This is a genomic window from Thiomicrorhabdus sp. Kp2 (genome assembly GCF_000478585.1).
Taxonomy (GTDB): domain Bacteria; phylum Pseudomonadota; class Gammaproteobacteria; order Thiomicrospirales; family Thiomicrospiraceae; genus Thiomicrorhabdus.
The window spans coordinates 2,321,069-2,344,154 of sequence record NZ_ARWI01000001.1 but is presented as its reverse complement, the minus strand read 5'-3'; the positions used below and the strand labels follow the sequence as shown (position 1 = coordinate 2,344,154).

The following is a 23,086-nucleotide window of genomic DNA, read 5'->3' as shown; positions in this document are numbered from 1 at the left end:
CAGGCCTGGCAATCATTTTTAATAACGCATTAATTTCGCGCTGGCGAGTTCTTTGGCGAATCTATTTCTGAATCGATAAGGTACTCGCTGGTTAATCATCATTGCAAACGGTAAAAATTGGTTATCTTTTTCGACATAGCCTGCTAAGGTGCTCACACCTATCAGCGTACCTGACTTGGCAAAAACACTGGCTTCAATCTCTGGCAAAAGCTTACGCCAGGGTTTAAATGCCTGTAAGACATCAATCAATTGATTTGGCGCCAGATGGTTATCTCTTGAGAGCCCTGCGCCATCTTCAATATAAAAATTTTGCCACTTAAACTGTTCTGATAGCAATTTTTGGTAGGCCTTTTTTACTTTATCTTGATTAGCTGGCATGCCAAATAATTCAACACCTAAGTTTAGCGCTAGTTGATTGGCAATAAAATTGGTGGAATATTTCATCATTGGGCGAATCACATCGGCCAAGGTTTTACTATTTAAGTGGGTATAAATCTTTTGCTTTTGCTTTTGCTTTTGCTCAAGATGTTGCACGGTTTCATTAAAGGTCACCACGTTCTCAACCGTAATGCCGTGACCTTCTATAAATTTCGACAATAACTCAGCAAAATAACGTTGATTTAGCTCGGCATCATTGCCCAAATTAATACGTTGCGTTAAGCCATTTTTTGTTTGGTGGAATTGTTTAATGGTTTTGGCAATTTTCAAGCCACTCACGGTCATAGGCGTTTGTGGTTCTGCACTCAAGAACTGTTTACCGCTCTTTTCTACAAAAATACTATTAAAATTGGCCGCCACTGCAGCAGGAATCGCATCATAAGGGTTATCACTCTCCCCCGTACCAGGCATAACCAGGCCTGGTTGATAAAAACTGCTATCAATTTGAATACCTGATAATTGTGAAACACCTTGTTCAGCTAACTGTTTAGAGAGATTATTAGCGAGAATTTGCAACTCTTCAGAAACCAAAAAGGGGTCGCCATAACCTTTTACAACTAATACTGGTGAAGCCGCTGTTGATTTTTGAAGATAAAATTCAGTTTTAAAACGATAATCTTCACCCCAATGCTGAAGGCTTAATAACGCAGTAATTAATTTAGTCGTTGATGCAGGTACATAAGCTTGCTGGGGGTTTTTAGACTGTAGAAGTTTTTGCTGTTCATCCACAAACAAAAAACCAGCTTGCGGGAGTTGAGAAAAATAGTGCCAATTAGAGCCATCCAAAATAATACGCTCATGCGCTTGCTGAGCCGCCGAGACATTAAAAGACCACGCAGCGAACCCCAACGCCAATAACTTTAGACTCGCTAAAGCAAGTTTATGGTAAAAAGCCTTAAAAGGCTGTGCTGTGTTTTGGATTAATTTCATTTTGCTTGTAAAAGTCTCTTTGAGTACAACAATACAGTACGACAATACATCTAAGTACAAGAGTACATTATATGCCTCTTTATTCATATAAATAGCCAAACAATAAGAATACTTAAGATTCCTCGTTTAATCGTTTTCGTATAAGATAGCCATTCAATTTACAAAGCCTTATAAATAAACCAAATAAACCCTATGAACAATCAAAGCAATGAACCTAACGTCAGTTCAGCCCAACAAACAAGTTTGCCTTTTTATAAATATCCTTTAACTAAATCCATTTTTTATGGTTTTATTTGGGCATTGGCATTTGCGCTACTCCTGCCCATTGGCAAAATTCATTTTTGGCAATACGCTTTTTTTGTAGGTGCTGTACCCAGTACCCTGCTTTGGGACCTATTTAATATTCAAAACAGTCTCAGCGTTATTGTCATTGCTATAGCCAATAGTTTAGTCCTGCTTATTCCGTATTTTTATTACCTGAAAACCAAGCAGCAATATTGGTGGCTCTATTGGAGCATCTCTTTGTATGGCTTTATCAATGCCGCACTGGGTTTTACCATTATTATTAGTGTTAAAGGTTTTGCCCATTAAATGATAAACCATTCCAACACAGCAGAATCGCTTTGTATTGCCAATACCTACCCTGAAAAAGCCAAAGCTTTAAGTGATTTATTAGGCTTACCGATTTGTCATAATCAATCAATTTCTAGCCTTTGGCTAGACTGGCTTAGCGATAAAAAAGACCCCACTATCAAACTTTCCCTCTGCTCGGATAAACAAGGCCCTGTATCGATTGACTTTTTGGGTGGAAAAAAAGCCCATCGCCGTCAGTTTGGTGGTGGCAAAGGTCAACCGCTTGTAAGGGCAATGGGGCAAATCACTCAAAATGAGACCAGCCGCCTACCCACCATTATTGATGCTACCGCAGGCATGGGCGGTGATAGCTATGTACTTGCAAGCTTAGGGTTTAAGGTGCAAATGATTGAGCGCTCACCCATTGTTGCCGCACTCTTAAATGATGCGCTTGAAAGAGCCAATAACCCAACAGAAGCCCTTGACGAAGAAATGGCTAACAGCATTCAAAATCTATCTCTGGTTAACGCCGATAGCGCTCAGTATTTATTGGATGAAAAACCCGACATTGATGTTATTTATATGGATCCGATGTATCCAGAAAAAAAGAAAAAAGCGGCCGCTAAAAAAGAGATGCAAGCTTTACAGCAACTGGTTGGCCCCGATACTGACAGCGAGAACTTATTAGCCGCCGCACTGCAAACAGCTAAATATCGCGTAGTGGTCAAAAGACCCAAAGGCGCTGTGCCTGTTTTTTGCCCAATTAACAATATTCAACCCAGCAGCCAGGTGAGCAGTCCAAATACCCGTTATGATATTTACGTGATTAAAGCGTTAAAAGCATCGAATCAATTATAAAAAAGGTAAGTGTATTTTATGGTTGATAAAACCAAAGCTTTAACCACGAAGACACGAAAGCACGAAGAATTCAAAAATTAACTGCCTGTTTTATTTGAACAAATAACCAATCTAAATGTACTTGGCTATGGGTATTAAAGCTTTATAAATAATGAGCTTAGGCCATCTGGGTTAATGAATGAACCATGTTTACCAAATGGTTTTTACTAATTTTTTTGTATCTTCGTGTCTTCGTGACTCTGTGGTTGATTTTATATAACACTAAAATCAATCACAAAAGTATGGGCGGCAACAATGCATACCAGGCCTGGTCATTTAAACTTTGCATTTTTAAGATTCGTATCTATACTTAACTTCAATTCACTCAATAATTCCATAACGCCCGAGAGGTTGCATGCTAAAAATTCTTATTCTTGATGATGCCAAAGTCATTCGCACACTATTAAAAATGACTTTAGAAAGTGATGGAATCGAAGTAGATAGTGCGGTAACAATAGAAGAAGCCACTCAATTTATTATGCAAAAAAAATACGACCTTATGATTGTGGATTTCATGTTAGAAAACAACCACAATGGCCTAGAGTTAGTTGAAGTGGCAAAAAACCAGGGCAAGAACACTCAAACGCCTTGCATTATGCTGAGTGCCGAAGATGGTAAAACGTGTAGAGATGAGGCTCAAGAACTAGGCGTAAAAGCCTGGGTTAAAAAACCGTTCACCCCAACAGGTATCTTAAAGGTGGTTTATAAAGTGATAAACATCGAATATTTAGACCCAAAACCAGCAAATAAATCGATGCATCGTCATGATTAACCCCTGATTTTCATTCAGTTAACACGCCTTTAACTCTAACACGCGCTGGTAAATCGTTTTTTTCTTCTCACCCGTTATTTCAGCAATCATTTCAGAAATTTGTTTTACAGGCAAAGACTGTTTCAACATAATTTGAATCATCTTATCCACTTCAACCAATTTTGCTTCTGAATCGGCATCGGTTTTAAGCTCAGCTCCTGTCAACATCAAAACAAACTCACCACGAACCTTATCAGAGTTATCCGTAAAGTAAGTGACTACCTCCCCAACCGAGCCAGAAACAAACTGCTCAAACTTTTTAGTGAGCTCACGGGCAACCACCATCTCTCTGTCATCACCAAAAACCTGTTGCATATTCTGTAAACAATCCATTAAACGATGTGGAGATTCGTAAAATACCAAAGTACGTGTTTCAGACACCAAAGCTTCTAACGCCAATATTCTTTTACTCGATTTAGCAGGCAAAAAACCTTCATAGGTAAAACGATCCGTGGGTAATCCTGCCGCACATAATGCCGTAATCACCGCACTTGGCCCAGGAACAGGCACCACTTGAACGCCTTCTTGGCGTAGGCGTTTTACTAAAAAATAACCTGGGTCATTAATCAATGGCGTGCCCGCATCTGAAATCAGCGCACCACTCTCACCGTTTTGCAGTTTTTCCAGTAATTGTTCCGTTCTTTGCGCCTCATTATGCTCATGTAAACTGAGCAAATTCTGGTTAATTCCTAATGAGTGTAATAAGGGTTTGCTGTGCCGTGTATCCTCTGCGGCTACCCAATCCACTTTTTCAAGCGTTTCAATCGCTCTTCGAGTAATGTCGCTTAAATTACCGATTGGTGTGGCAATGACATACAGTGTGCCACACGATTGGCTCTCAAAATTTTGACTCATATTAACCTTTATCTTTTTATGAAGGGTTATCAACGCCATAAGGGAATTTAGAATGGTATTTAAAACCGATGAATTTTAACTAAGCAACAGTACCCAATCTGAATACGGATTGCTATATAATCCATAATAATAACTTAATAATAGATAACTATTTTAAATCAAAATGATAATGACCTCGCCTTTTTACATGACAAAACCGCTAAAGGTTTTAACACTTTCAGCCGTTATTTTAGGACTTTCTGCTTGTGGAAGCGTGCCAAACAAACCTGTTACAGCGCCAACACCTAAAAGTGAACCAACGGTTAACCAAACTCAAGCGTCAGCAGGCGAAGACCGACAAAATTTGAGTTTAGAAGAAATTCAAAAGTTAAGAGCGGATGCGGCAATACAAGCTCGCTGGGCAGATTACTTACTATACAGCACCGTACTGTGGCATAAACAAGCAGACAAGCCAACCGTTCAAGCACAAATTGAAGAACAGGCCTGGGCGATTGTTAACTCTTTACCAAGTCAAAAAATTCAAATCTTAGCCAATGATTCAAATCCAGACATTCAAGCTTGGGGCAGTTTACATAAAGCCTTTGCAAGTTCTAAATATGAATTTAATACAGAGCTATTGAACTTAAAAACCTTTGAATCGGATGCAATCTATCAAAAACACCTATTAGCCAAATTAATGGCACAAAAACCTACGCCAAAAGCCATCAATCAAATCGCAGTATTGCTTCCTTTAGAAGGTAAATATAGAGTGGTTGGAAATCAAATCCTTAGCGGTATTATGAAGGCTTTTTTTGCATCTCAGCAAAACGTTACCCTTAAATTTTACGACACCAGTGAGCTTGAAAACGTAGAAGCCACCTATAATCGAGCCAAAGAAGAAGGTGCAGATCGAATCATTGGCCCACTTCGTAAAGAAGCCATTCAGCAAATCGCCAGTTTTCATGACGATAAAATGCTTGTCTTAAATACCGTTAATAATAGTGCTATTACCCAGTTTAGCTTTAAATCCGCTAATCAAAGCCAGCAAATGTTACAACGTTTTACACATTCTGGCTTTAAGCGTATTGGTATTTTAACTAACGATAATAAACACTCCCTTGCTAGTGCAACCGAGTTGCAACAAACCCTTTTACGCTATAAAGATTCTGCCGTACTGAGTGTTTATCCAGATGAAAATCCAAAACTTCGCGATGCGCTTGGCAACCTCATCCATGAAAACTTGAGCAAGGAACGACAAAATAACCTACGTTGGTTAATTGGTGAAAAACTCGAATTTTTCCCACGTACTCGTGCTGATCTCGATGCCATTGTTATTTTTGACAATGCTCATCGTATGGCGGTCTTTAGACCCCAGTTTGATTTCTTTGAATTAGATACACCGCTGTATGGCGATACAGAATTAACACCTAACTCTTTTCAAACCATCCCTGAAAACCGTGATTTAAATCGTGTTAGTTTTTTAACCTACCCTGCCGTACTCAATCCTGTTGATTTAACATCCGCATTTGAAGCCTTTGGCTGGGACAGTTTTCAAGTCACCATGCAACTTGAAAACCTGCAAAATGGTGCTTGTTTAACCAGTGGCAAAACCGGCATATTAAGTTTAGATGGTAATCAAATTAAACAACAATTAATTTGGGTTAAATACGATAAATCAGGCGTTCTTGCTGAAGCCCCTATGGTGGACATAAAAAGCCGTTCAGAAGAAGTTCCGTTAATTCGAGATTCTGATACAGAGTAAGTTTTTTTATGTCAAAGCTATCTAGCTGGTTCTCTATTGGTCATCAAAAAGAACAACAAGCCAAACACTGGTTAGCCAAACGTAATATTCAAATTTTAGCTGAAAACTTTCACTGTAAAGGTGGCGAAATTGATTTGATTGGCCTACAAGAAGCCAATCATAAAGAAGAGACTCAGCTTATCTTTTTTGAAGTTAAATACCGTAAGCAAACCGCCTACGGCCACCCTTCTGAAACCGTCACCGTGAAAAAACAGCAACACATCATTCTCTGTGCTCAAAACTATCTACTTAAAAACCCACAATATCAAGAACTCGCAATGCGTTTTGATGTACTGAGTTTTACCGCAGAGCAAAGCGAACCCGAATGGATTCAGGATGCCTTTCAAGCAGGATAATAATCAGAAAGGCAATTCTAAATGCGGTTTACTGTTTAGCTTCCGCAGCCAAAATACTCGGTAAGGTTGCTAAAATCGAATCGGGATTTAAACTCATAGCATCAATCCCTAACTCAACCAAAAATTCCGCAAACTCAGGATAATCGGAAGGGGCTTGGCCACACAAACTAATATGTTTGCCATTGCGTTTTGCACCCTCTATGGCCATTTGTACCATTTTTTTCACCCCAGGGTCACGCTCATCATAATTGTAAGCGACCTTGGCAGAATCACGATCCACCCCTAACACCAGCTGTGCTAAATCATTGGTACCAATTGAAAAGCCATCAAAATATTCTGAGAACTCATCCATTAACAATACATTATTTGGAATCTCACACATCATATAGATTTTTAAGCCATTACTACCGCGCACTAAACCATTTTGTGCCAGCGTATCAATTACACTTTTGGCCTCCTCAACACGGCGGCAAAATGGCACCATAATAATGATATTGTCAAAACCCATCACCTCTCTAACCTGCTTTAAGGCCGTACACTCCATTGCAAAACTTTCTTTAAATGAGGCATCGTTATAACGTGCTGCTCCTCTAAAGCCAATCATTGGGTTTTCTTCTTTTAATTCAAACGCTTTACCGCCAATTAAACTGGCATATTCATTGGTTTTAAAATCGGACAACCTCACCACAACAGGTTTAGGATAAAAACCCGCTGCAAGCGTACCAATTCCTTCTGAAAGCTTACGCACAAAAAAGTCTTTGCCACTGCTAAAACCTTCGGTGAGCTGTTTGATTTTAGCTTTGTCCTCTTCACTCTCTACCTTCTCGGGTTGCAATAAAGCTTGCGGGTGTATTTGGATTTTATTGTTAATAATAAATTCCATACGTGCCAGACCCAAACCATCATTAGGCAATTTATTCACCCTAAAGGCCATCTCAGGATTGGCGAGGTTCATTAGAATTTTAGTCTTAGGTTTTTCAATATGAGATAAATCCGTTTCTATGATTTCATAAGGCACTTGACCTGTATAAACATGCCCTTCATCCCCTTCAGCACAACTCACGGTCACCACCTCACCGCTTTTCATTAACTCAGTTGCATTGCCAGTACCCACCACCGCTGGGATACCCAACTCACGTGAAATAATTGCCGCATGACAAGTACGTCCACCACGATTAGTCACTAAAGCCGAGGCCATTTTCATCACAGGCTCCCAGTCTGGCGTCGTAATATCAGAAACTAAAACCTCACCTTCTTGAAACTCATTTAAATGCTCCACCGACTCAATTACTCGCACTCGACCATAAGCGATTTTAGCGCCCACAGAGCGACCAACGGTCAAGCTTTCAGCTGGTTTTTCAACTAATTGGTATTGCTTTAACACCATATTAGATTGTTGAGAAGCCACCGTTTCTGGGCGAGCTTGTACAATAAACAACTCCCCTGTAATACCATCTTTAGCCCACTCAATATCCATAGGGCGGTGTTGGTTAGCATGATCACTATAGTGATTCTCAATTTTGATTGCGTATTCGGCCAATTTAATCGCTTCAGTATCCGTAATACAAAATTGCTTCTGTTCAGAAACCGCTGTTGGAATATTATGAACAGGCTCTCTACGGTTAACATCACTGGCATAGACCATTTTGATTTTTTTAGTGCCTAAGTGACGTTTAAAAACACTTCTAAAGCCTTTTTGAAACGTCTCTTTATGTACATAAAACTCATCTGGGTCAACCGCACCCTGTACCACATTCTCACCGAGTCCATAAGCACCAGTGATTAAAATCACATCTTCAAAACCTGTTTCCGTATCAATGGTAAACATAACCCCAGACGAAGCCACATCTGAACGCACCATCACTTGCACCCCAATTGATAAAGCCACTTCAAGATGATTAAAACCTTGATCACTTCGGTAGTGAATCGCTCTATCGGTAAACAAGCTGGCAAAACAGTGACGGCAAGCATCTATATAAGCTTGCAGGCCTGATATATTTAGATAAGTATCTTGCTGACCAGCAAAACTTGCAGTAGGCAAATCTTCCGCGGTGGCCGAACTTCTTACCGCCAGAGAGACATTTCCAGCATATTCTTTAATCAGTTTTTCATAAGCTTCAACCATCTCCTGATACAGGTCATCAGGCAATTTTGCGTTATAAACCAACCCACGTAACTGCGCTCCACGCTTTTGCAATTCAATTGAATTTTCTGGGTCTAAGCCATCCAAAATCTGAGTCACTTCAGGCCATAGATTATTTTCTGTCAAAATCCAACGATAAGCCTCAGCCGTAATCGCAAAGCCATTCGGAATCGGAACACCTTGCGGTGTCAGTTGTTGATACATCTCACCCAAAGAAGCATTTTTACCACCAACAATGGGAATGTCATTAATTCCTATTTCATCAAAGAAAAGAATGTATTTAGCTTGTTCAGAACGACCTTGTTCAGACATGGTTAGCCTCCTTAAAGAAGTGAGTTGCAGTTCAATAAATGCTGATTTTAAGCTTACGCTGATTAAGTAAGAAATGCATAACAATTTTGTAATTCATAAATAAGAAATGTAAATGATTACGAATATAGACAATAGAAAAGGCTTTACCCAACGCTCACAAAGTATTGTTGGCCAAGGGATTGCCAGGCCTGGTAACCTCCTTAATAATTTGCCCCTCTTTTAAAACTCCTTATTTTTTAAATAACCACCCTTAAACTCGACTCAATAAAACTCATTCTTTACATGAGGTTCTAAGGATTGTTGCAATGCACGCCACTCGCCAACCCAGCAACAAACATGAGTGTAACCAGGCATTTCACGAACTGTTATTTTCTCTATTTCATTTTTTATTGCTTCTTGCACAAACGATTCGGTAATACTTTTTGGAATTATGCGATCTGCACTACCAATAAAATGTACCTGGGGGATACTTTTCAGCTTATGAATCTCATCAATTGGGTTAAGCGATTCTGTTAATGGAGATATTTTATGAAAGTGCGTCCATGCGCGATGGTCAAGAGTGCCTGCAACGGTAATAAGCATCTCTATATCTTTTCTTTTTTCAGCCAACAATGTGGCTATAGCGCCTCCACCAGAATAACCAATGAGTCTAATTTTTTTGGTCATCGTCTGCTCTTTAAGCTGCTGAACGGCTTGATTCATAGCCTCAATCACAGGAGTTGAAAACCGTGCCTCTTTCCAAAGTTTGGATTCACAGTTTCTTGAGGTGCTTTCAACAAACTGGCAAGGTCTCGCTAAGTATGCCACATTACCACTACTGTCATTTATGGCCAGTTTTAGCGCTAAAGGATTGATAGGGGTTGGATTATGAGAAGGAACATTCGGTGATATCCAAGCAAGTCCATCACCTTCAATGTAAACGGTAAGCACGTCACTTTTATGGTTGTGTACAACATTTGGTAAAAAAGCGATTAAATCAAAGCGTTTTGTTCTAATAACTTGCTTTTGCCATTCATTTTTTTTAACTAAAACATTTGCATATTTTTGTCTTTCAGAAACATTCGGCACGCCTGCGCAACCAAGCAATGCAGTACAGAAAAAGAATAGACCTAATAAAGGTAGTTGTCGAAAAGTCATCAGAAAATTCATCTTCTAGAAATCTAAACCGAGCTTTGCATAAAGAAAGAAGAGCAAGGGTAATTTATTGAGGCGAATATAAATATAATTATAAATATAATATTTATAGGTAACTTTCATTCTTTTATTGCTGAATACAAGCTAGAAACGAGCTTGGCTCTAGAATCAATGTTTATTTTTTGATAAATATTGCTCAAATGGTTCTCAACCGTTTTTTCTGATATTTTTAACGCCTTTGATATATCGGTATTTGAAAACGCTGCGTTGACATAAAAGCAAATCTGTTTCTCTTTTAGCGTCAAGTTGCTTAACACACCATTAAAAACTAACATTCTTATGAAATAGACATCTAGAATTTTTTCGATACCAAACAACAAGTCTTTGTATAAAAAAAATGATTTCTGACCCAAGAAATCCCTCATTTTAAAAATCTCTTTCTTAGAAAGTTCAGCTTGTTTGAGTTTTTCATAAAAAAAAGGTTCCATATAAATCTCATGGCCACCGCTTTCTATAATAGCGCCTAAATATCCATCACATTTCCATGCCTTTTGAAACTGCGATAAAATATGCAAACGCAAAGCTTCCGCTAAATGAGGCAAAAACATTGTTAATTCAGTTTGTTCCTTTTTTGACAAAAGGTCATTTTCACAAACTTGTTCAATATCAAAATAATGCCTCGCTCCATGACAACTTATAATCTTTTTATGAAATATTTTATTTGAAGAAATAAATTCTCTATCTTCGGAAAGTATGGGAACAACTGTACTTAAATCGTTTACAACAAATTCAATATTTATCTTCCCTTCACCTTCAAATATTGCAAACCATTGGTTTTTACTTAAATGAATATGATTTTGTTGGGCATCAATTTTCCAAGAAAAGCGAATTAACGGAGTAATATTATTAATAGCATTAATACATGCACGTTGAAATTGCTCTCTACAAGGTGATTGAGAAGCATGATAGAAGGAGGCTATGCACTCACCTAATCTATTAACAGGATTTGGTTCTTTTAATTTTAAGAAGGGCATTTTTAACTTAACCTAGATTGTTCAACATTTTGTGTCAACCTACCTGTTAAATCAAAACGGCACAAACAACCAATTGCTTGTGTACGAGACGCTACACCAATCGTCTTATAAATTTCTTTTAGATGGTTATGAACTGTATTAGGAGACAAACCCAACTTATTTCCAATCTCTTTATTAGATAAGCCATTAAGAAGTAATTGAGCAACTTCAACTTTGCGCTCGCTAAGAATTTCAATTAAGCTTGATAAATCAACCTCTACAAAAACTAAACCATTATGGTTTTTGTAACGAAAACTTAGGCCTTTGATTTCTACAGTACGGTGATGAGATTCAAAATCAATTAACACTTTAGACCCTAAAGCAAGCTGCTTAGAACTCAACAACGCTAAAAAACCATCTTCAGCTTCAATAACATTACCATATCGGTCCATCACAGCACGATAAGAACCTGCAAAATCTACCCCAGAATGTAATGCATTTAAAAGATTGATTCTTAGAGCTTCAATTAAATTGGGAAAGATAAATTCTTTCAAAGACTTCTCTTCCTCAGTAAACCCATGAGCAGGGTTATGCCGTGCAACGGTAATCAGATTCATTACTTGATTAATTGGATTGATATCAACAGTCATCAAAGAGTGATGTAAATTAAACTTATCACAATACAAACGGTACATTTCTGAATCAAACCAATCCTCAGAGGGAACCACATCTAATATATCTAAAGTTTTGCGTTGATTACCCAAAAGCACTGAGAAAACCTGGTTTACCTGTTCTGATACCGAGGACAAGTGATGGTAATCTTCCATAAAGCCCTCTGGTAAAGCATATGTAAAACTATCATTTTCGTAAAAAAGAATATCTTTTTCTGAACGTGTAATCCAAGTACCACTCTGAATATCCAACACATCGGCTAAAAGTTCAAAGCACTGCTTTTTAAAGTCTGCAATACTGGTTTTATATGCCAAGCGGTATATTTTTAAAACCAGCTCATTAGCTTGTTTGTGCACTTTTTGCTTCCTATTTTTATCTCTACGCTTTAACCTCCTGTATAAATATAAATAAATGCAAATAAAAATACCACTAAAAACGCCCATAATATTACGTACACTAGCCAATATCCCCTATATAAAACCCTTCATAATCAAGGGACTTAACACGTCATGCAAACATAGGCTCAATGTTAACCCCCTTAATTACAAAGCCAAAACATAAAACAGCTCTAAGATTATTCAGCTAATAATTAATAAATAACACTGTCCTGCGTCACTAATAGAGTACGTGGTAACCCTTATTTTTATTAACTCAGTAGCCGTGTTCCCCTATTTATAAGAAATCAACCTACCACTAGAATTCGTTAAGTAAAAATAATCCGTTTATTCATTCGCTTGAACAGACTCTCTAAAAGACTCTAAAACCTTAATAAAATCAAATTAACCATTCGCAAAAGGATGATTTCAATGCAATCAACAAAAAAAATTACAACGCAAAAGTTTGCACTCAAAACTTTAGCAAGTTCAGTACTGCTTGCCATGTACTCAATGAATGTACAAGCCGCTACAGGTTCTTGTGCATCTCTCCCGGTTACAGGTGCACTAACAACCACTTGTACTGCAGCAGACAATGACACTATTACTGTCGATAATGGCGCTTCAATTACCACTACAGATGCTTACGCAATTAATGCTGGAAGCACTTCTGGTGTCACCATTAATAACAATGGCTCGTTATTACTAGACCCAGCAACATCAGGTTTTGCAGCGGTAATCAATGCTTCACAAACAAGCAACTTAACCATTAACAATTCATCAATGATCGACGGTGATAATTCAGGAACTAGCGGTCCTGGTATTTATGCTAATGGAACCACTAATTTAGAGATTGTTAATAACGCTAGCTCAATGATAAATGGTACTAATGCAATATCAATTGAAGATGATGGAACACCTTTTTCTGTTACATCAATAATGAACGATGGAAGCATTGTAGGTGATGTTGTAGGTATCAATCTTGATGGTGACTACAGCAGTTCAGCGACAAGTAACAGTACTGTAACGACATTGCAAAATAACAATAATGCCACTATTAATGGTACAAATAATTCAGCCATTTATGTTGGCCGTACAGACATTACAACGTTCCAAAACGATGGCGATATTCGCTCTTCGAATTCAGCTGTTGGGTTTCCCGTAGTCCGAATTACGGATGGGTCAACCATCGGGACGTTTACGAACCAGGGTAATGGTCAAATCTTTACTACAGTTAACGGCGGTGGCTCAGCAATAAAGCTTGAAAGCAGTGCGTCAATCAATAACTTAACGAATAATGGAGACATATTCAATAATGACAGTCTCGATGCAACGATTCATGTTGCGGGCGGCACTATAACCGGGTATCTAGTTAATAGCGGGCTGATTGAAAATTGGAATAGCGCTCAGGCACTTTATTTGGGGCCGAATGCTGGTAATGGTACCACCATCATAGAGAATGGTGGGGCAAACGGCACTATCATCTCAGCAGGTAATACTGCAGTTGAAATTACTACAGGTGCAAATATCGATAAGTTTATTAACTCAGGCGAAATTGTTGGTAATTTTGTTTCAGCAACAGGTGCATTAAACCAAGTGGAAATTGGCGGTAACAACACCGCTGTTTTTGATGGTCAATTCCAAGTAGGTGATGCCGACGTTGTTTTTGATAGCGGTGCTACCTATACCCCGTTTGCTAACCAGCAAATACATGCAGCAAACGTCATTCTTAATGGCGGTACATTGGTATTAAATCCTAATGCGGCCTCTGCAACTGGGGGTACTGTAAGTGCCAACCCTAATACTAATCCACAGTTTTTCAGCGATTTCACTGGTAGCGGTGGTGATATTGATGTTGTTATTGTTAACAACACTACCTATGGAAAGCTTTATGTTGATGGGGATGTTGATTTAGATAACACCACCATGAATATTGATGTTCAGCAGAGTGGTGTTTTGTCAGACGGTAATGTGTTTCAAGATGTAATCTCCACTGGAAGCACAACCGCAATTAACTACGGTACTTTTGCCATTACAGATAACTCTGCGTCATATGATTTTAATACGGTTAGAAATGCGAGCGACCTAGACCTTGAGTTAACAACAGGTGCGGGTGAGTCCTCAGGTACAACTAACACGGGTAACACGGGTGGTTCAACTACGGGTAACCTTGTTACCGCCGTGACAAATACTGGCTCAACTACTGCACAAGGTATTGCTCCTATTTTGCAAGGCTTGCAGAATGATTTTGCTAATAACGGTACCACAGGTAATGCGCAGCTTGATCAGGCAGTAGGTTTAAGTGGCCTAGGGCAGTATTCTACTGAACAACAGCTTGCTAATGCGGTTGAATCATTGGCTCCAGCATCTAACAATGCAGGTCAGCAAGCTGTTTTTGGTGCTTCACAAGCTATGACAATTATTGGTGAGCGTAGTGACTACCTGCAAAGTTTAACTAGCCGAGGAATGAATGGTGGAGACACTCTAAGTGATAAAAACTTCTGGATTCAACCATTTGGCAACTGGGCAGAGCAAAACAAACAAGACGGTGTGGCAGGTTATGAAGTCGATTCAAAAGGTATTGTCATTGGTGTAGATGGTCAACTATCGCCATCAACAGAAGTTGGCGTTGCGCTATCGACCGCAAATAGTGATGTAACAAGCAAACAATCAATCGGTGGTTACTCTACCGATGTGGGCTCTTATCAACTATCGGTTTATGGTACAAAAAACCTATCTAACACACTAACCGCTAACGGTAGCCTTACCATAGGCAAGTCTGATTACGATACTAAAAGAACACTTTTTAACAACAGTATTGCTTCATCATCTTATGGCAGCACACACACCCATGTTAATGCTGAATTAGAAAAGCACTTCGCTTTGAACGATAAGTTAGATTTTGCAGCCACCGCTAATGTGGATTACCATAAAGTAGATGTAGACAGCTACTCTGAAAAAGGTGCTGGTGCATTAAACTTAGATGTAAAAAATCAAACCTACGATAGCTTAGTAACGAGCATTGGAGCTAAATTATCATACGCTACTTCTGACAATATGATGATATTTGGTAGTGCTGCGATTGGTCATGACTTTTCGACAGACAAAGCATCTGTTACCTCATCATTACAAGGTACAGGGGCAACCTTCACTACCGATGGAATTAAACCGAGCGAACGTGTTTACCAAGCTGGTTTTGGAGCAAAATACAATAGCCAAAGTGGTACAGAATTATCTGCTAAATACAACCTAAATAGTCGTGACAACTATTTAGACCAAACAGTATCAGCAAATATTAGAATACCGTTCTAAGCAATCAAATAAAAAGGCTAACCAACTGGTTAGCCTTTTTAACTTTTCTAAATAATTATGTTCTAATAGTTATGTTCTTCAGAACCGTTCTAACACTCTAACCCACCCACTCATTCCACAAATCACTTCGCAAGCGATACTCAAATCGAGTAGTTTCCAGCTTAAACCTAAAAAAACTACCAGGCCTGGCATGCCCTGTGGCTATTAATACTTTGTGAGCACTGGGCAAATCCAGAATAAAAACCTACTTCTCAACCACAATACGCACAAACCGCCCATCACGTTGCGGGGTGTTTTCGATTAGTTTGAAACCTAATGATTTGAGCATAAAAATAATATCATCGGCATGGTATCGGTTGTGCTCTAGAAAGTGTTCAAACACGTCTTCAATTTCATCACGGTTCACATCGTTATTAAACAACTCGGCATTTGGATATTTGTGGGTTAAATAGTCCGCTAATGGTTGGCGAACTAAATCGATAATACAAAACCGCCCGCCTGGTTTTAGCCACTTGTGAATAGCCTTAAACATATTGATAGGTTGCGGTAATTCGTGCACCAACATATTGGCCATTACACTGGCCACTTTGTTATCGCCAATGTTTGATGTTGGCTCGTTTAAGTCGTCTTTTAGCATACGAGCGTTTTCTGGCAAACTCACTTGAGCGGTTAACATATACTCGGCGGCATCAATGCCTACAACCGTGTTCTCTGGGTAACGAATCGCCAAGTCTTCCACAAATTGTCCTATGCCTGCACCTAAGTCTAAAAGAACATCACCTTTGCTGATTGCACTGCCCATTTGTGCATTCCAAAACTCCCAAAAATCGACATTGTGACGACGTGCATAGGTTTCGGTAATCATCTTACGAGCATGTTCAGCATCACCACCGTGGTGGCGTAAAATTTGTGCTTGGGTTTTTTCCATTGTTTTCTCTCTTTTTATTTTTTTCAATATCCGATTGACCACGAATTAAAGGTTAATTCAATTCATGCCAAATATCTAAGTAACTAAAATACAGCACCCATTTTTGTGGGCGGTTTTCTAGCTGGTTAAACAGTTCACCGTATCGTTGCAATTGCGGTTGATATTTTTCGGTCTGTTTTTGTATAAATGCATCCATATTCTCACTGTCATTTACACTGGTCTTGTAGTCTACAATCCAGCGTGTCCCTGTCTCATCTACAAAGGTTCTATCCACAATATGGTTGGCGATAATGCCCTCTTCTATGGAGGTGAGCGCATATTCAGTAGCGGATTCTAGATGATGATGACTTAACGCCCAAGTGAGCTGGTTATTTTGCAAGCCATTTAAAACTGACTGTTTAACTCGGCGAATCGCTTCAGGTAAATCTTCTTCTGGCAAACCTTGTTGCAAGAGCCATAGTTCGTATATTTCAAGGCGATTTTGTAGGGTGTCTGCTGACCAATTTGCGGCACCCTCTTCTACCATCTGTTCAAAAATGGCGTGCACCAAGTTACCCACCGTGGTATTTAATATGGCATTTTGTTGGCTAAATACCAGGCCTGGAAGATTGGATTTTTCTTCAAGCTCTGCGGTGTTTTCTGCTGAGTCTATTGCCGTTTTTTGTGCGCTGGCTGTGCGGTTAAGCAAGGGCGCAAAGTCACTTGCCAGTTGAGGATAAAACTCGGCAAAACCTTGACGATTAATCGGTAAACGACTCACTTTTGGCCAAGCTTGTTCGCTATCGCTTTGCGCTTCATCAATCGGTTCATAGGCTTTGGCTAATAGAATAAAATCCTCACTCACAAATGGCCATAGGCTTTGCAATAAACTGTCTTTTGTAGGGGCAATAACTATCTCATCACTGGCGAGTTGTTTATCACTGGGTTGGTATTTAATTTGCCCAAAGAGATGTAATTGCTGTTTGGCGCGTGTTACCGCCACATAGAGCAAACGCCCTAGTTCATAATTTTGCTTTTCCGATTCAAAACTTTTTAACAGGTTACGTAAGCCAGAATTGGCTGTTCCTTTTTGGTCAATCGGAGCAATCACCAACTGCTCTTCACCCGCATCACTCAAGAACTGAAACCACGAAACCAAGGCCGCATCATCACCACGCGGTTTTCTACCCAGGCCTGGTAAGATGACCGTATCAAACTCTAGCCCTTTTGATTTATGCATAGTCATTAACTCAATACTTTGACTCTCTGGTGACGAGTCTGGTCGAGCAAATAGGCTCTCTACCTGTTTTTCTAACTGCTGTAAATCAATCACTGGGGCATCACTATTGGCGATGGTTTGGCAAAAAACGTCAACGTTTTCCAGTGCCACCGCATTCTCTACAGTTTGTGCGCCATCCAGTTGTAGCCAAGTTTCACGAATTAAGGTGGCAAAACCGACACTGCCCAAACGTTTTAGCGCATTTTCTAAAATCGGAACTGCATGTTCTAAACGTGCTTGCCCAATATCTGACAGGCCTGGTAACTTATCAAAACACCAGGCCTGGTAATTAGTATTTAACTCGGTTTGATCACATTTACAACGCAAAATGGCAGACCAAACCGCCTGATAAGGCATATCCCCAATCAGTGTGTAAATATCTTTTAAATCCAAACCAACCATGGGTGAACGTAATAACGCGATCCAAGCCGCTCTATCGGCCAAGTGCAGTAAGGCACGACTTAACGCCAACACATCTTGCACCTCTTGGCGCTCTGCCAGGTTTTCTAAATCAACCGCTCTAAACCCAATTTGATGCTGTTTTAACAGCTTTGCAATGCCCATTAAACTGGAACGCGAGCGCCCCAAAATCGCAATTTTATGTTTTTTACGATAGGCTTCTCGTTCATTTTCATTGAGCGCTGTTTCGGCTAATGCAAAAGTCTGTAATCGGTTTTGAATTACCGTCAGAATCTGTAAAGCTTCCGCTTCAGCCGATTGATTTAAAGCCCAGTGGGTATTCACTGCTGGCGCATTATCTTCCGAGAAGGCAATAGAATCGGAATAGGTTACCGCCCCTTTTTCAATGGCATTTTCTTTAGGCAGTACTTTTTTAAAGGCTTGGTTTACCCAGTTGACCACCCCTGCCGATGAACGGAAGTTGACCTTTAAATTGAGCTGTTTAAGGCTCACATTACCAATCTGCCCTTGCCACGCTTTTAAGAAATTACCCACCTCCGCTTCACGAAAACGGTAGATGGATTGCATGGGGTCACCCACCAAAAATAGCGTGCGGCCATCGTCCACCTGCCAGCCCGCAATCAGCTGTTTAAGCAGTTTAAACTGCTCACTACTGGTATCTTGAAATTCATCCACCAACAAATGTTGAATTTGATAATCAAGTTGTTGCGCCAAATCGGTCGGTTCTAAATCTGAACCTAATGCTTGGCTCGCTGCTTGGGCGATTTCGATGTAATCGGCTTGCCCGCTCTGCTGAAAAACCAGTTTTAAATAGGCCGCACTCATGGTTAATAATTGAATTAACCACTGTAAATCTTGCCACTGGCTGTCGCTATAATCGGGTTGAGGTAGGTCTCTTAAAGTTACCAGGCCTGGTAAAACCTCTGCATGATTAGCTACTGCCACACGAACCTGCTCTAATACATCTAAAAACCGCTCTTTGTGCTCTTTAGCTTCGCCTTTACCTGCAGGAAAACCATTGTTTTTAGTCACACTTTTGCGAACCGTTCCCTCTTTGGTCAACAACCAATCGGCTAACACTCGCCATTTATCTACCTCTGAGCTGTCTTCAGCAATTGGCCAAGCACCGCATAAAACCGCCAATTGTGGTTGGTCATTTTGTACCGCATAATCGGCAATTTGGCAGGCTTCTTCAAAGGCGGGTTTTAGGTAATATAAGGCGGCAAATTGCTCAGCTAATAGTTTACTTACAATCTCTTCAATGGCCGATTCTAGAACCTCTCTGGCTTCATCACCTTGGTATTGCAATAGGGTTCGCATCCACTGGTCACGTTTAGCTAACATACCAATCAATAGGTTTTCGGCACGGTTAAAACGCCCGTTGACCAAACGCAATAAACGGCCAACTGGCTCTTCTAAAGCCTCCATTTTTAATACTTGGCGCACCGCTTCTTGATAAGCAGGGGTAGCGTCTTGCAATAGTTGCGACTGCCCGCCCATTTTAGAGAGCAATGGCATCTGCCCCACTAAATAACTGTTTAAACCGTCAATGGTTTTAATGCGCAAACGGTTGGGATTCTCAAGTAAAAACCACTGTTGTTGAGCATCTTGTTGCAATGCTTTTTGAGCAAGTTGCCAGGTGTTTTTTTCAACAATACTCGCTTGTTCTGGCAAAGGTTCTTTACCAAGCATAAGTGCTTCAATAATTCGCTCACGCATCTCCGCTGCGGCTTTTTTGGTAAAGGTCATGGCCACAATTTTTTCGGGTGAATCCACTTGTGAAAGTAGCGCCAAAAAACGCTGAGCCAACAATGACGTTTTACCCGAACCTGCAGGCGCTTGCACAATATAGGAGTGATGAGGATGAACGCCTTTAAAACGCGCTTCGCCATCTGGGAGTTTGCTATCTAGTTGCAAATTAAAGTGTGTTTGTAGCCATGCAATGGGGTTGGTCGATTCTAAGTCGTTTGAGTATTGATTGCTCGTTTCAAAACAATCAGAAATAAACTCACCAGAGCCAAACATTTCATTCTGTTGCATTATTCAGCCCCCTCAAGAAATTCATCGGATAAGCTGTTGATGCTCTGTTGCTGTAACACCTCTGGCAGTCGTAACGCCAATTTACCTGCCGCGTATTCCATATCTTGTAACTTGTTAAAGGTCATTTGTGCTTGGCCTTGTTGAATTTGCTGCGCCAGCTCTAAAACTTGCTGCTTTAAGTGGTCTAAAAAATCGGCCCAGGTGGTTTCAAAATAGTCGCCCCCCTCTTTTTCAGCCAGTTTAGAAAACACCTGAATGCTGCGGCTCTTCTCAAGAAGTACCTCTTTTTCTTCAACAATGGCATTAATTTTCACACCATCATCTGAGTGCAATAAGGCGTAACCAATCCCACCCACATCTTGTTTGACTGCCCATAAATATACCGCTAATTGAGGTGCGGCTAATGGCGTTTTTAACAGATTGTTAATGGAAGCCTTACCTGTTTTGTAATCTAAAATAACCGCTTGGTTTTCCACTTCATCCACACGATCAATAATCACCTTAAACTGAATGCCAGCTAAGGTAATATGATGTTCTTGCTCGGTTTCAACAACCGCAAAACTACTGCGTTGTGACTCCTCTTGCATCCACTGCAAGCACAGTTCTAATACCCTAGACTGCTCAACCTCTAAAATACCTTTGGCAAGACTCTCATGCAGGCTTTCAAAAGCGTGTTGAATATGTGACGTTAAGCGTTCAATCAGTTGCTCTTCACTCAGCGATAACATCGCCACTTGGGTTTTAGTTTCTAGCCAAAAATCTTCTAACACCTTGTGAATTAAAGTCCCCTGATTGGTGTTTTGCAGGCTATCTTCAACCTGTTCAAAACCGTATTTAGCCCCCAAACGATAATCAATATAAGCCATTAACGGACACTGACTTTGCGCTTGCAAAATACCTGTTCCACCAGGCGCAAGGCTTCCTTCGGCAATAGCGGCACCTTGCGCATCTAACTCCCACTGCAAACCTTCATTAGGGTCACGTAAAGCCAATAACGTTTCTGATAATGTTTGATAGGATTGCGATTGGTAAGTTTGCACATTGAAATGCTCTTTATCCGCCTTTGGCAAAATGGCGCTGGGCAACATTAAGGCTTCACCCGTTTGCTGTGGATAACTCCAAATAACTTTTTTAGCCGAGGCGACTAAACGCTGGCTAATGGTTTGTGCATAAAGGAGTTCGCGGCTGGCATCACTTCTTGGTAGAGCAAATTGGCGTTGCAGTTGCATGGGTATAAACGGGTTGGGGCTAGGCATTCTTGGCCAGGCTTCATTGGTTAAGCCCATAATCCACAAGTCATCGAAGGTTTGCCCACCCGCCTCTAACATTCCCATAATTTGAATGGGTTGATGCCCCACACTTTGCGACTGGTGAACCTGCTCGGTTAAGAAACGTTTTAATAAACTGAGCCATTTTGAATAACTCTGTTTGCCACCAATTTCAGTCAGTTTGGCAAATTGGGTTAGGCTATTTTCAAAAGCGGTTTTTTGCTGAAACTCATCTGAATTTAATACGCGGTTACCTGGCCAACCTAAGGTTTCAAGAACTTGCCAGGCCTGGTCAATAAAGCCTTTTAATGAAACGCTACTCTTAGCTTGTAACTCATACAAAGATAAGCCATTTTGCATCGCTTTTTTTAATGCCTGTGGCAGGCTGCTTGCCGCTTTGGTATCGAGCAGTTTTGGCCATTTAATATTAGCCCACTGTAACCGTCTAAATTGCGCATCGGCTTGCTGTCTTAAAGCAAAATCACCCAATGTATAAGCTGAAATTAGCCATTGACTCCAGGCCTGGTAAGGCACACTTTTATCGGCTTGCAAAAATAGGTTGAGTGTTTGCCAGGCGTTTTCAATTAAAGGTACAGAGAACAGCGGCTCACCCAAAGAGAGGTTATAGAGTTTGGATTTTACTGGCGTTGCATCTGCACTTTTCTGCTGTTGAGTTTGTAACTTACCCAGGCCTTGTAAATAGAGCTGTTCATCTAAACACTGAATTAAGGTACTTTTATATTCGCCAATATTGGGCGAGACAATGGCCACTTTTATTTGTTCAAACGTCTTAGTTTGCAACTGTTTTTTTACCGACTCAATCGCCCATTTAGCGGCCTGTTCAGCTTCATCAAAAACATCTTGCGCTGGGTAATATCCCATTGGCTGATTGCTTAAATCACCTGCGGGTGCATAAGCCTGCTCTTCAACCACTACACCAAACGATTCCACAGCCTTTTGCCAGGCTACAATATTGGGCGAAAGGTCATCAAAACCATGCAATTGAAAACTTTGAGGCAAACGTTTAACACCAACCTGTTTGCTGGTCAACCAGTGTAATCGTTGCTGGGCAAGCAAGGCTTCATCTTGCCAGTTTTTACTTTTAAGGTGGGTTAAGTAATTGTCTAAAACAATTTTAAAGAGCTCCGCTTCATCAGATAAAAACCCTTGCTCTTGCCAATCTTCTGGCAACCATTCGGCAGTCAATACCCAGGCCTGGTAGAGTTGTTTTGCGGTTGTGTGAATATTTAACAATGCAATCGGTTTTAATGCGTTGCCAGAGCTCTTTTCATCTTCACTGGCTTGCTGGCGTCTATCCAATTCATCCTGCAAAAGCTGTTCCCAAAGCCATTGCGCTTCAAAACTGTTTAAAACCTTTTTAGGCAACTCTGCTGCCAACAATTCACCCGTTAATAAAGCAGTGGTTTGCCATTCCTGCCACCACTGAGCCAAGGTCATTACCTTGGGAGTTTGCACCACGGTTGTTGACGAATTAAGAATCGCTTGCTGTTTGATTTCGGCGGTTAATCGACTATTGGCCGTGATGTGAATGGTTTGCATCAGTTGATACTC

The 23,086-nt window shown here is 40.3% G+C and carries 15 protein-coding genes; 6 read left to right on the top strand and 9 right to left on the bottom strand.

From position 1 onward, the window contains the following. Window positions 1-18 precede the first annotated feature (18 nt). Window positions 19-1,455 carry a D-alanyl-D-alanine carboxypeptidase/D-alanyl-D-alanine-endopeptidase gene (locus A379_RS10535; RefSeq protein ID WP_106381700.1) on the bottom strand — a complete coding sequence of 479 codons (1,437 nt, stop codon included), beginning with the start codon at window positions 1,453-1,455 and terminating at the stop codon, window positions 19-21. A 105-nt stretch (window positions 1,456-1,560) separates the two neighbouring features. Here A379_RS10535 and A379_RS10530 point away from each other — a divergent pair, with 105 nt between their 5' ends. The 3 genes from A379_RS10530 (at window position 1,561) to A379_RS10520 (ending at window position 3,610) form a co-directional block, all read left to right on the top strand. After that, window positions 1,561-1,959 (top strand): hypothetical protein, encoded by a 399-nt coding sequence (locus tag A379_RS10530; protein WP_040727988.1) that lies wholly within the window; start codon window positions 1,561-1,563, stop codon window positions 1,957-1,959. Next, on the top strand, window positions 1,960-2,799 hold the full coding sequence (locus A379_RS10525; protein WP_051145166.1) for a class I SAM-dependent methyltransferase: 840 nt from the start codon (window positions 1,960-1,962) through the stop codon (window positions 2,797-2,799). 394 nt (window positions 2,800-3,193) lie between these two features. After that, a complete protein-coding gene (locus tag A379_RS10520) occupies window positions 3,194-3,610 on the top strand; it encodes a response regulator (RefSeq protein WP_040727987.1) in 417 nt (138 codons plus the stop codon). Window positions 3,611-3,628: 18 nt separating this feature from the next. Here the strand turns inward: A379_RS10520 and rsmI are convergent, their stop codons facing one another. After that, window positions 3,629-4,504: a 16S rRNA (cytidine(1402)-2'-O)-methyltransferase gene (gene rsmI / locus A379_RS10515; protein ID WP_040727985.1), complete on the bottom strand. Its 876-nt coding sequence runs from the start codon at window positions 4,502-4,504 to the stop codon at window positions 3,629-3,631. Window positions 4,505-4,691: 187 nt separating this feature from the next. Here rsmI and A379_RS10510 point away from each other — a divergent pair, with 187 nt between their 5' ends. Together A379_RS10510 and A379_RS10505 are read left to right on the top strand one after the other, a co-directional pair. Next, a complete protein-coding gene (locus tag A379_RS10510) occupies window positions 4,692-6,245 on the top strand; it encodes a penicillin-binding protein activator (RefSeq protein WP_157832369.1) in 1,554 nt (517 codons plus the stop codon). A gap of 8 nt (window positions 6,246-6,253) precedes the next feature. Further along, window positions 6,254-6,640: a YraN family protein gene (locus tag A379_RS10505; protein ID WP_040727982.1), complete on the top strand. Its 387-nt coding sequence runs from the start codon at window positions 6,254-6,256 to the stop codon at window positions 6,638-6,640. Between the two features lie 28 nt (window positions 6,641-6,668). Here the strand turns inward: A379_RS10505 and ppsA are convergent, their stop codons facing one another. From ppsA to A379_RS10485, 4 genes are all read right to left on the bottom strand, one after another. After that, on the bottom strand, window positions 6,669-9,095 hold the full coding sequence (gene ppsA, locus A379_RS10500; RefSeq protein ID WP_040727981.1) for a phosphoenolpyruvate synthase: 2,427 nt from the start codon (window positions 9,093-9,095) through the stop codon (window positions 6,669-6,671). 261 nt (window positions 9,096-9,356) lie between these two features. Then, window positions 9,357-10,232 carry a dienelactone hydrolase family protein gene (locus A379_RS10495; RefSeq protein WP_157832368.1) on the bottom strand — a complete coding sequence of 292 codons (876 nt, stop codon included), beginning with the start codon at window positions 10,230-10,232 and terminating at the stop codon, window positions 9,357-9,359. Between the two features lie 116 nt (window positions 10,233-10,348). Next, window positions 10,349-11,263: a helix-turn-helix transcriptional regulator gene (locus tag A379_RS13125; protein WP_040727980.1), complete on the bottom strand. Its 915-nt coding sequence runs from the start codon at window positions 11,261-11,263 to the stop codon at window positions 10,349-10,351. Window positions 11,264-11,265: 2 nt separating this feature from the next. Beyond that, window positions 11,266-12,270, bottom strand: coding sequence for a LuxR C-terminal-related transcriptional regulator (locus A379_RS10485; protein ID WP_040727979.1), 1,005 nt, complete (start codon window positions 12,268-12,270; stop codon window positions 11,266-11,268). 450 nt (window positions 12,271-12,720) lie between these two features. Between A379_RS10485 and A379_RS10480 the strand changes: the two genes are divergently transcribed. Then, window positions 12,721-15,600 carry an autotransporter domain-containing protein gene (locus A379_RS10480; protein WP_040727977.1) on the top strand — a complete coding sequence of 960 codons (2,880 nt, stop codon included), beginning with the start codon at window positions 12,721-12,723 and terminating at the stop codon, window positions 15,598-15,600. 244 nt (window positions 15,601-15,844) lie between these two features. On the opposite strand, the gene A379_RS10475 is transcribed toward A379_RS10480, so the two are convergent. The 3 genes from A379_RS10475 to A379_RS10465 are packed head-to-tail and all read right to left on the bottom strand — an operon-like array spanning window position 15,845 to window position 23,074. Beyond that, window positions 15,845-16,528, bottom strand: a complete 684-nt coding sequence (locus tag A379_RS10475) for a trans-aconitate 2-methyltransferase (RefSeq protein WP_040727976.1) — start codon at window positions 16,526-16,528, stop codon at window positions 15,845-15,847. 52 nt (window positions 16,529-16,580) lie between these two features. After that, entirely contained in the window at window positions 16,581-20,246 is a 3,666-nt protein-coding gene (locus A379_RS10470; RefSeq protein ID WP_040727975.1) for an exodeoxyribonuclease V subunit beta, read from the bottom strand. Then, complete coding sequence (locus tag A379_RS10465) at window positions 20,246-23,074, bottom strand: PD-(D/E)XK nuclease family protein (RefSeq protein ID WP_040727973.1); 2,829 nt, start codon at window positions 23,072-23,074, stop codon at window positions 20,246-20,248. Before A379_RS10465 ends, A379_RS10470 begins: the two co-directional genes overlap by 1 nt. Window positions 23,075-23,086 lie beyond the last annotated feature (12 nt).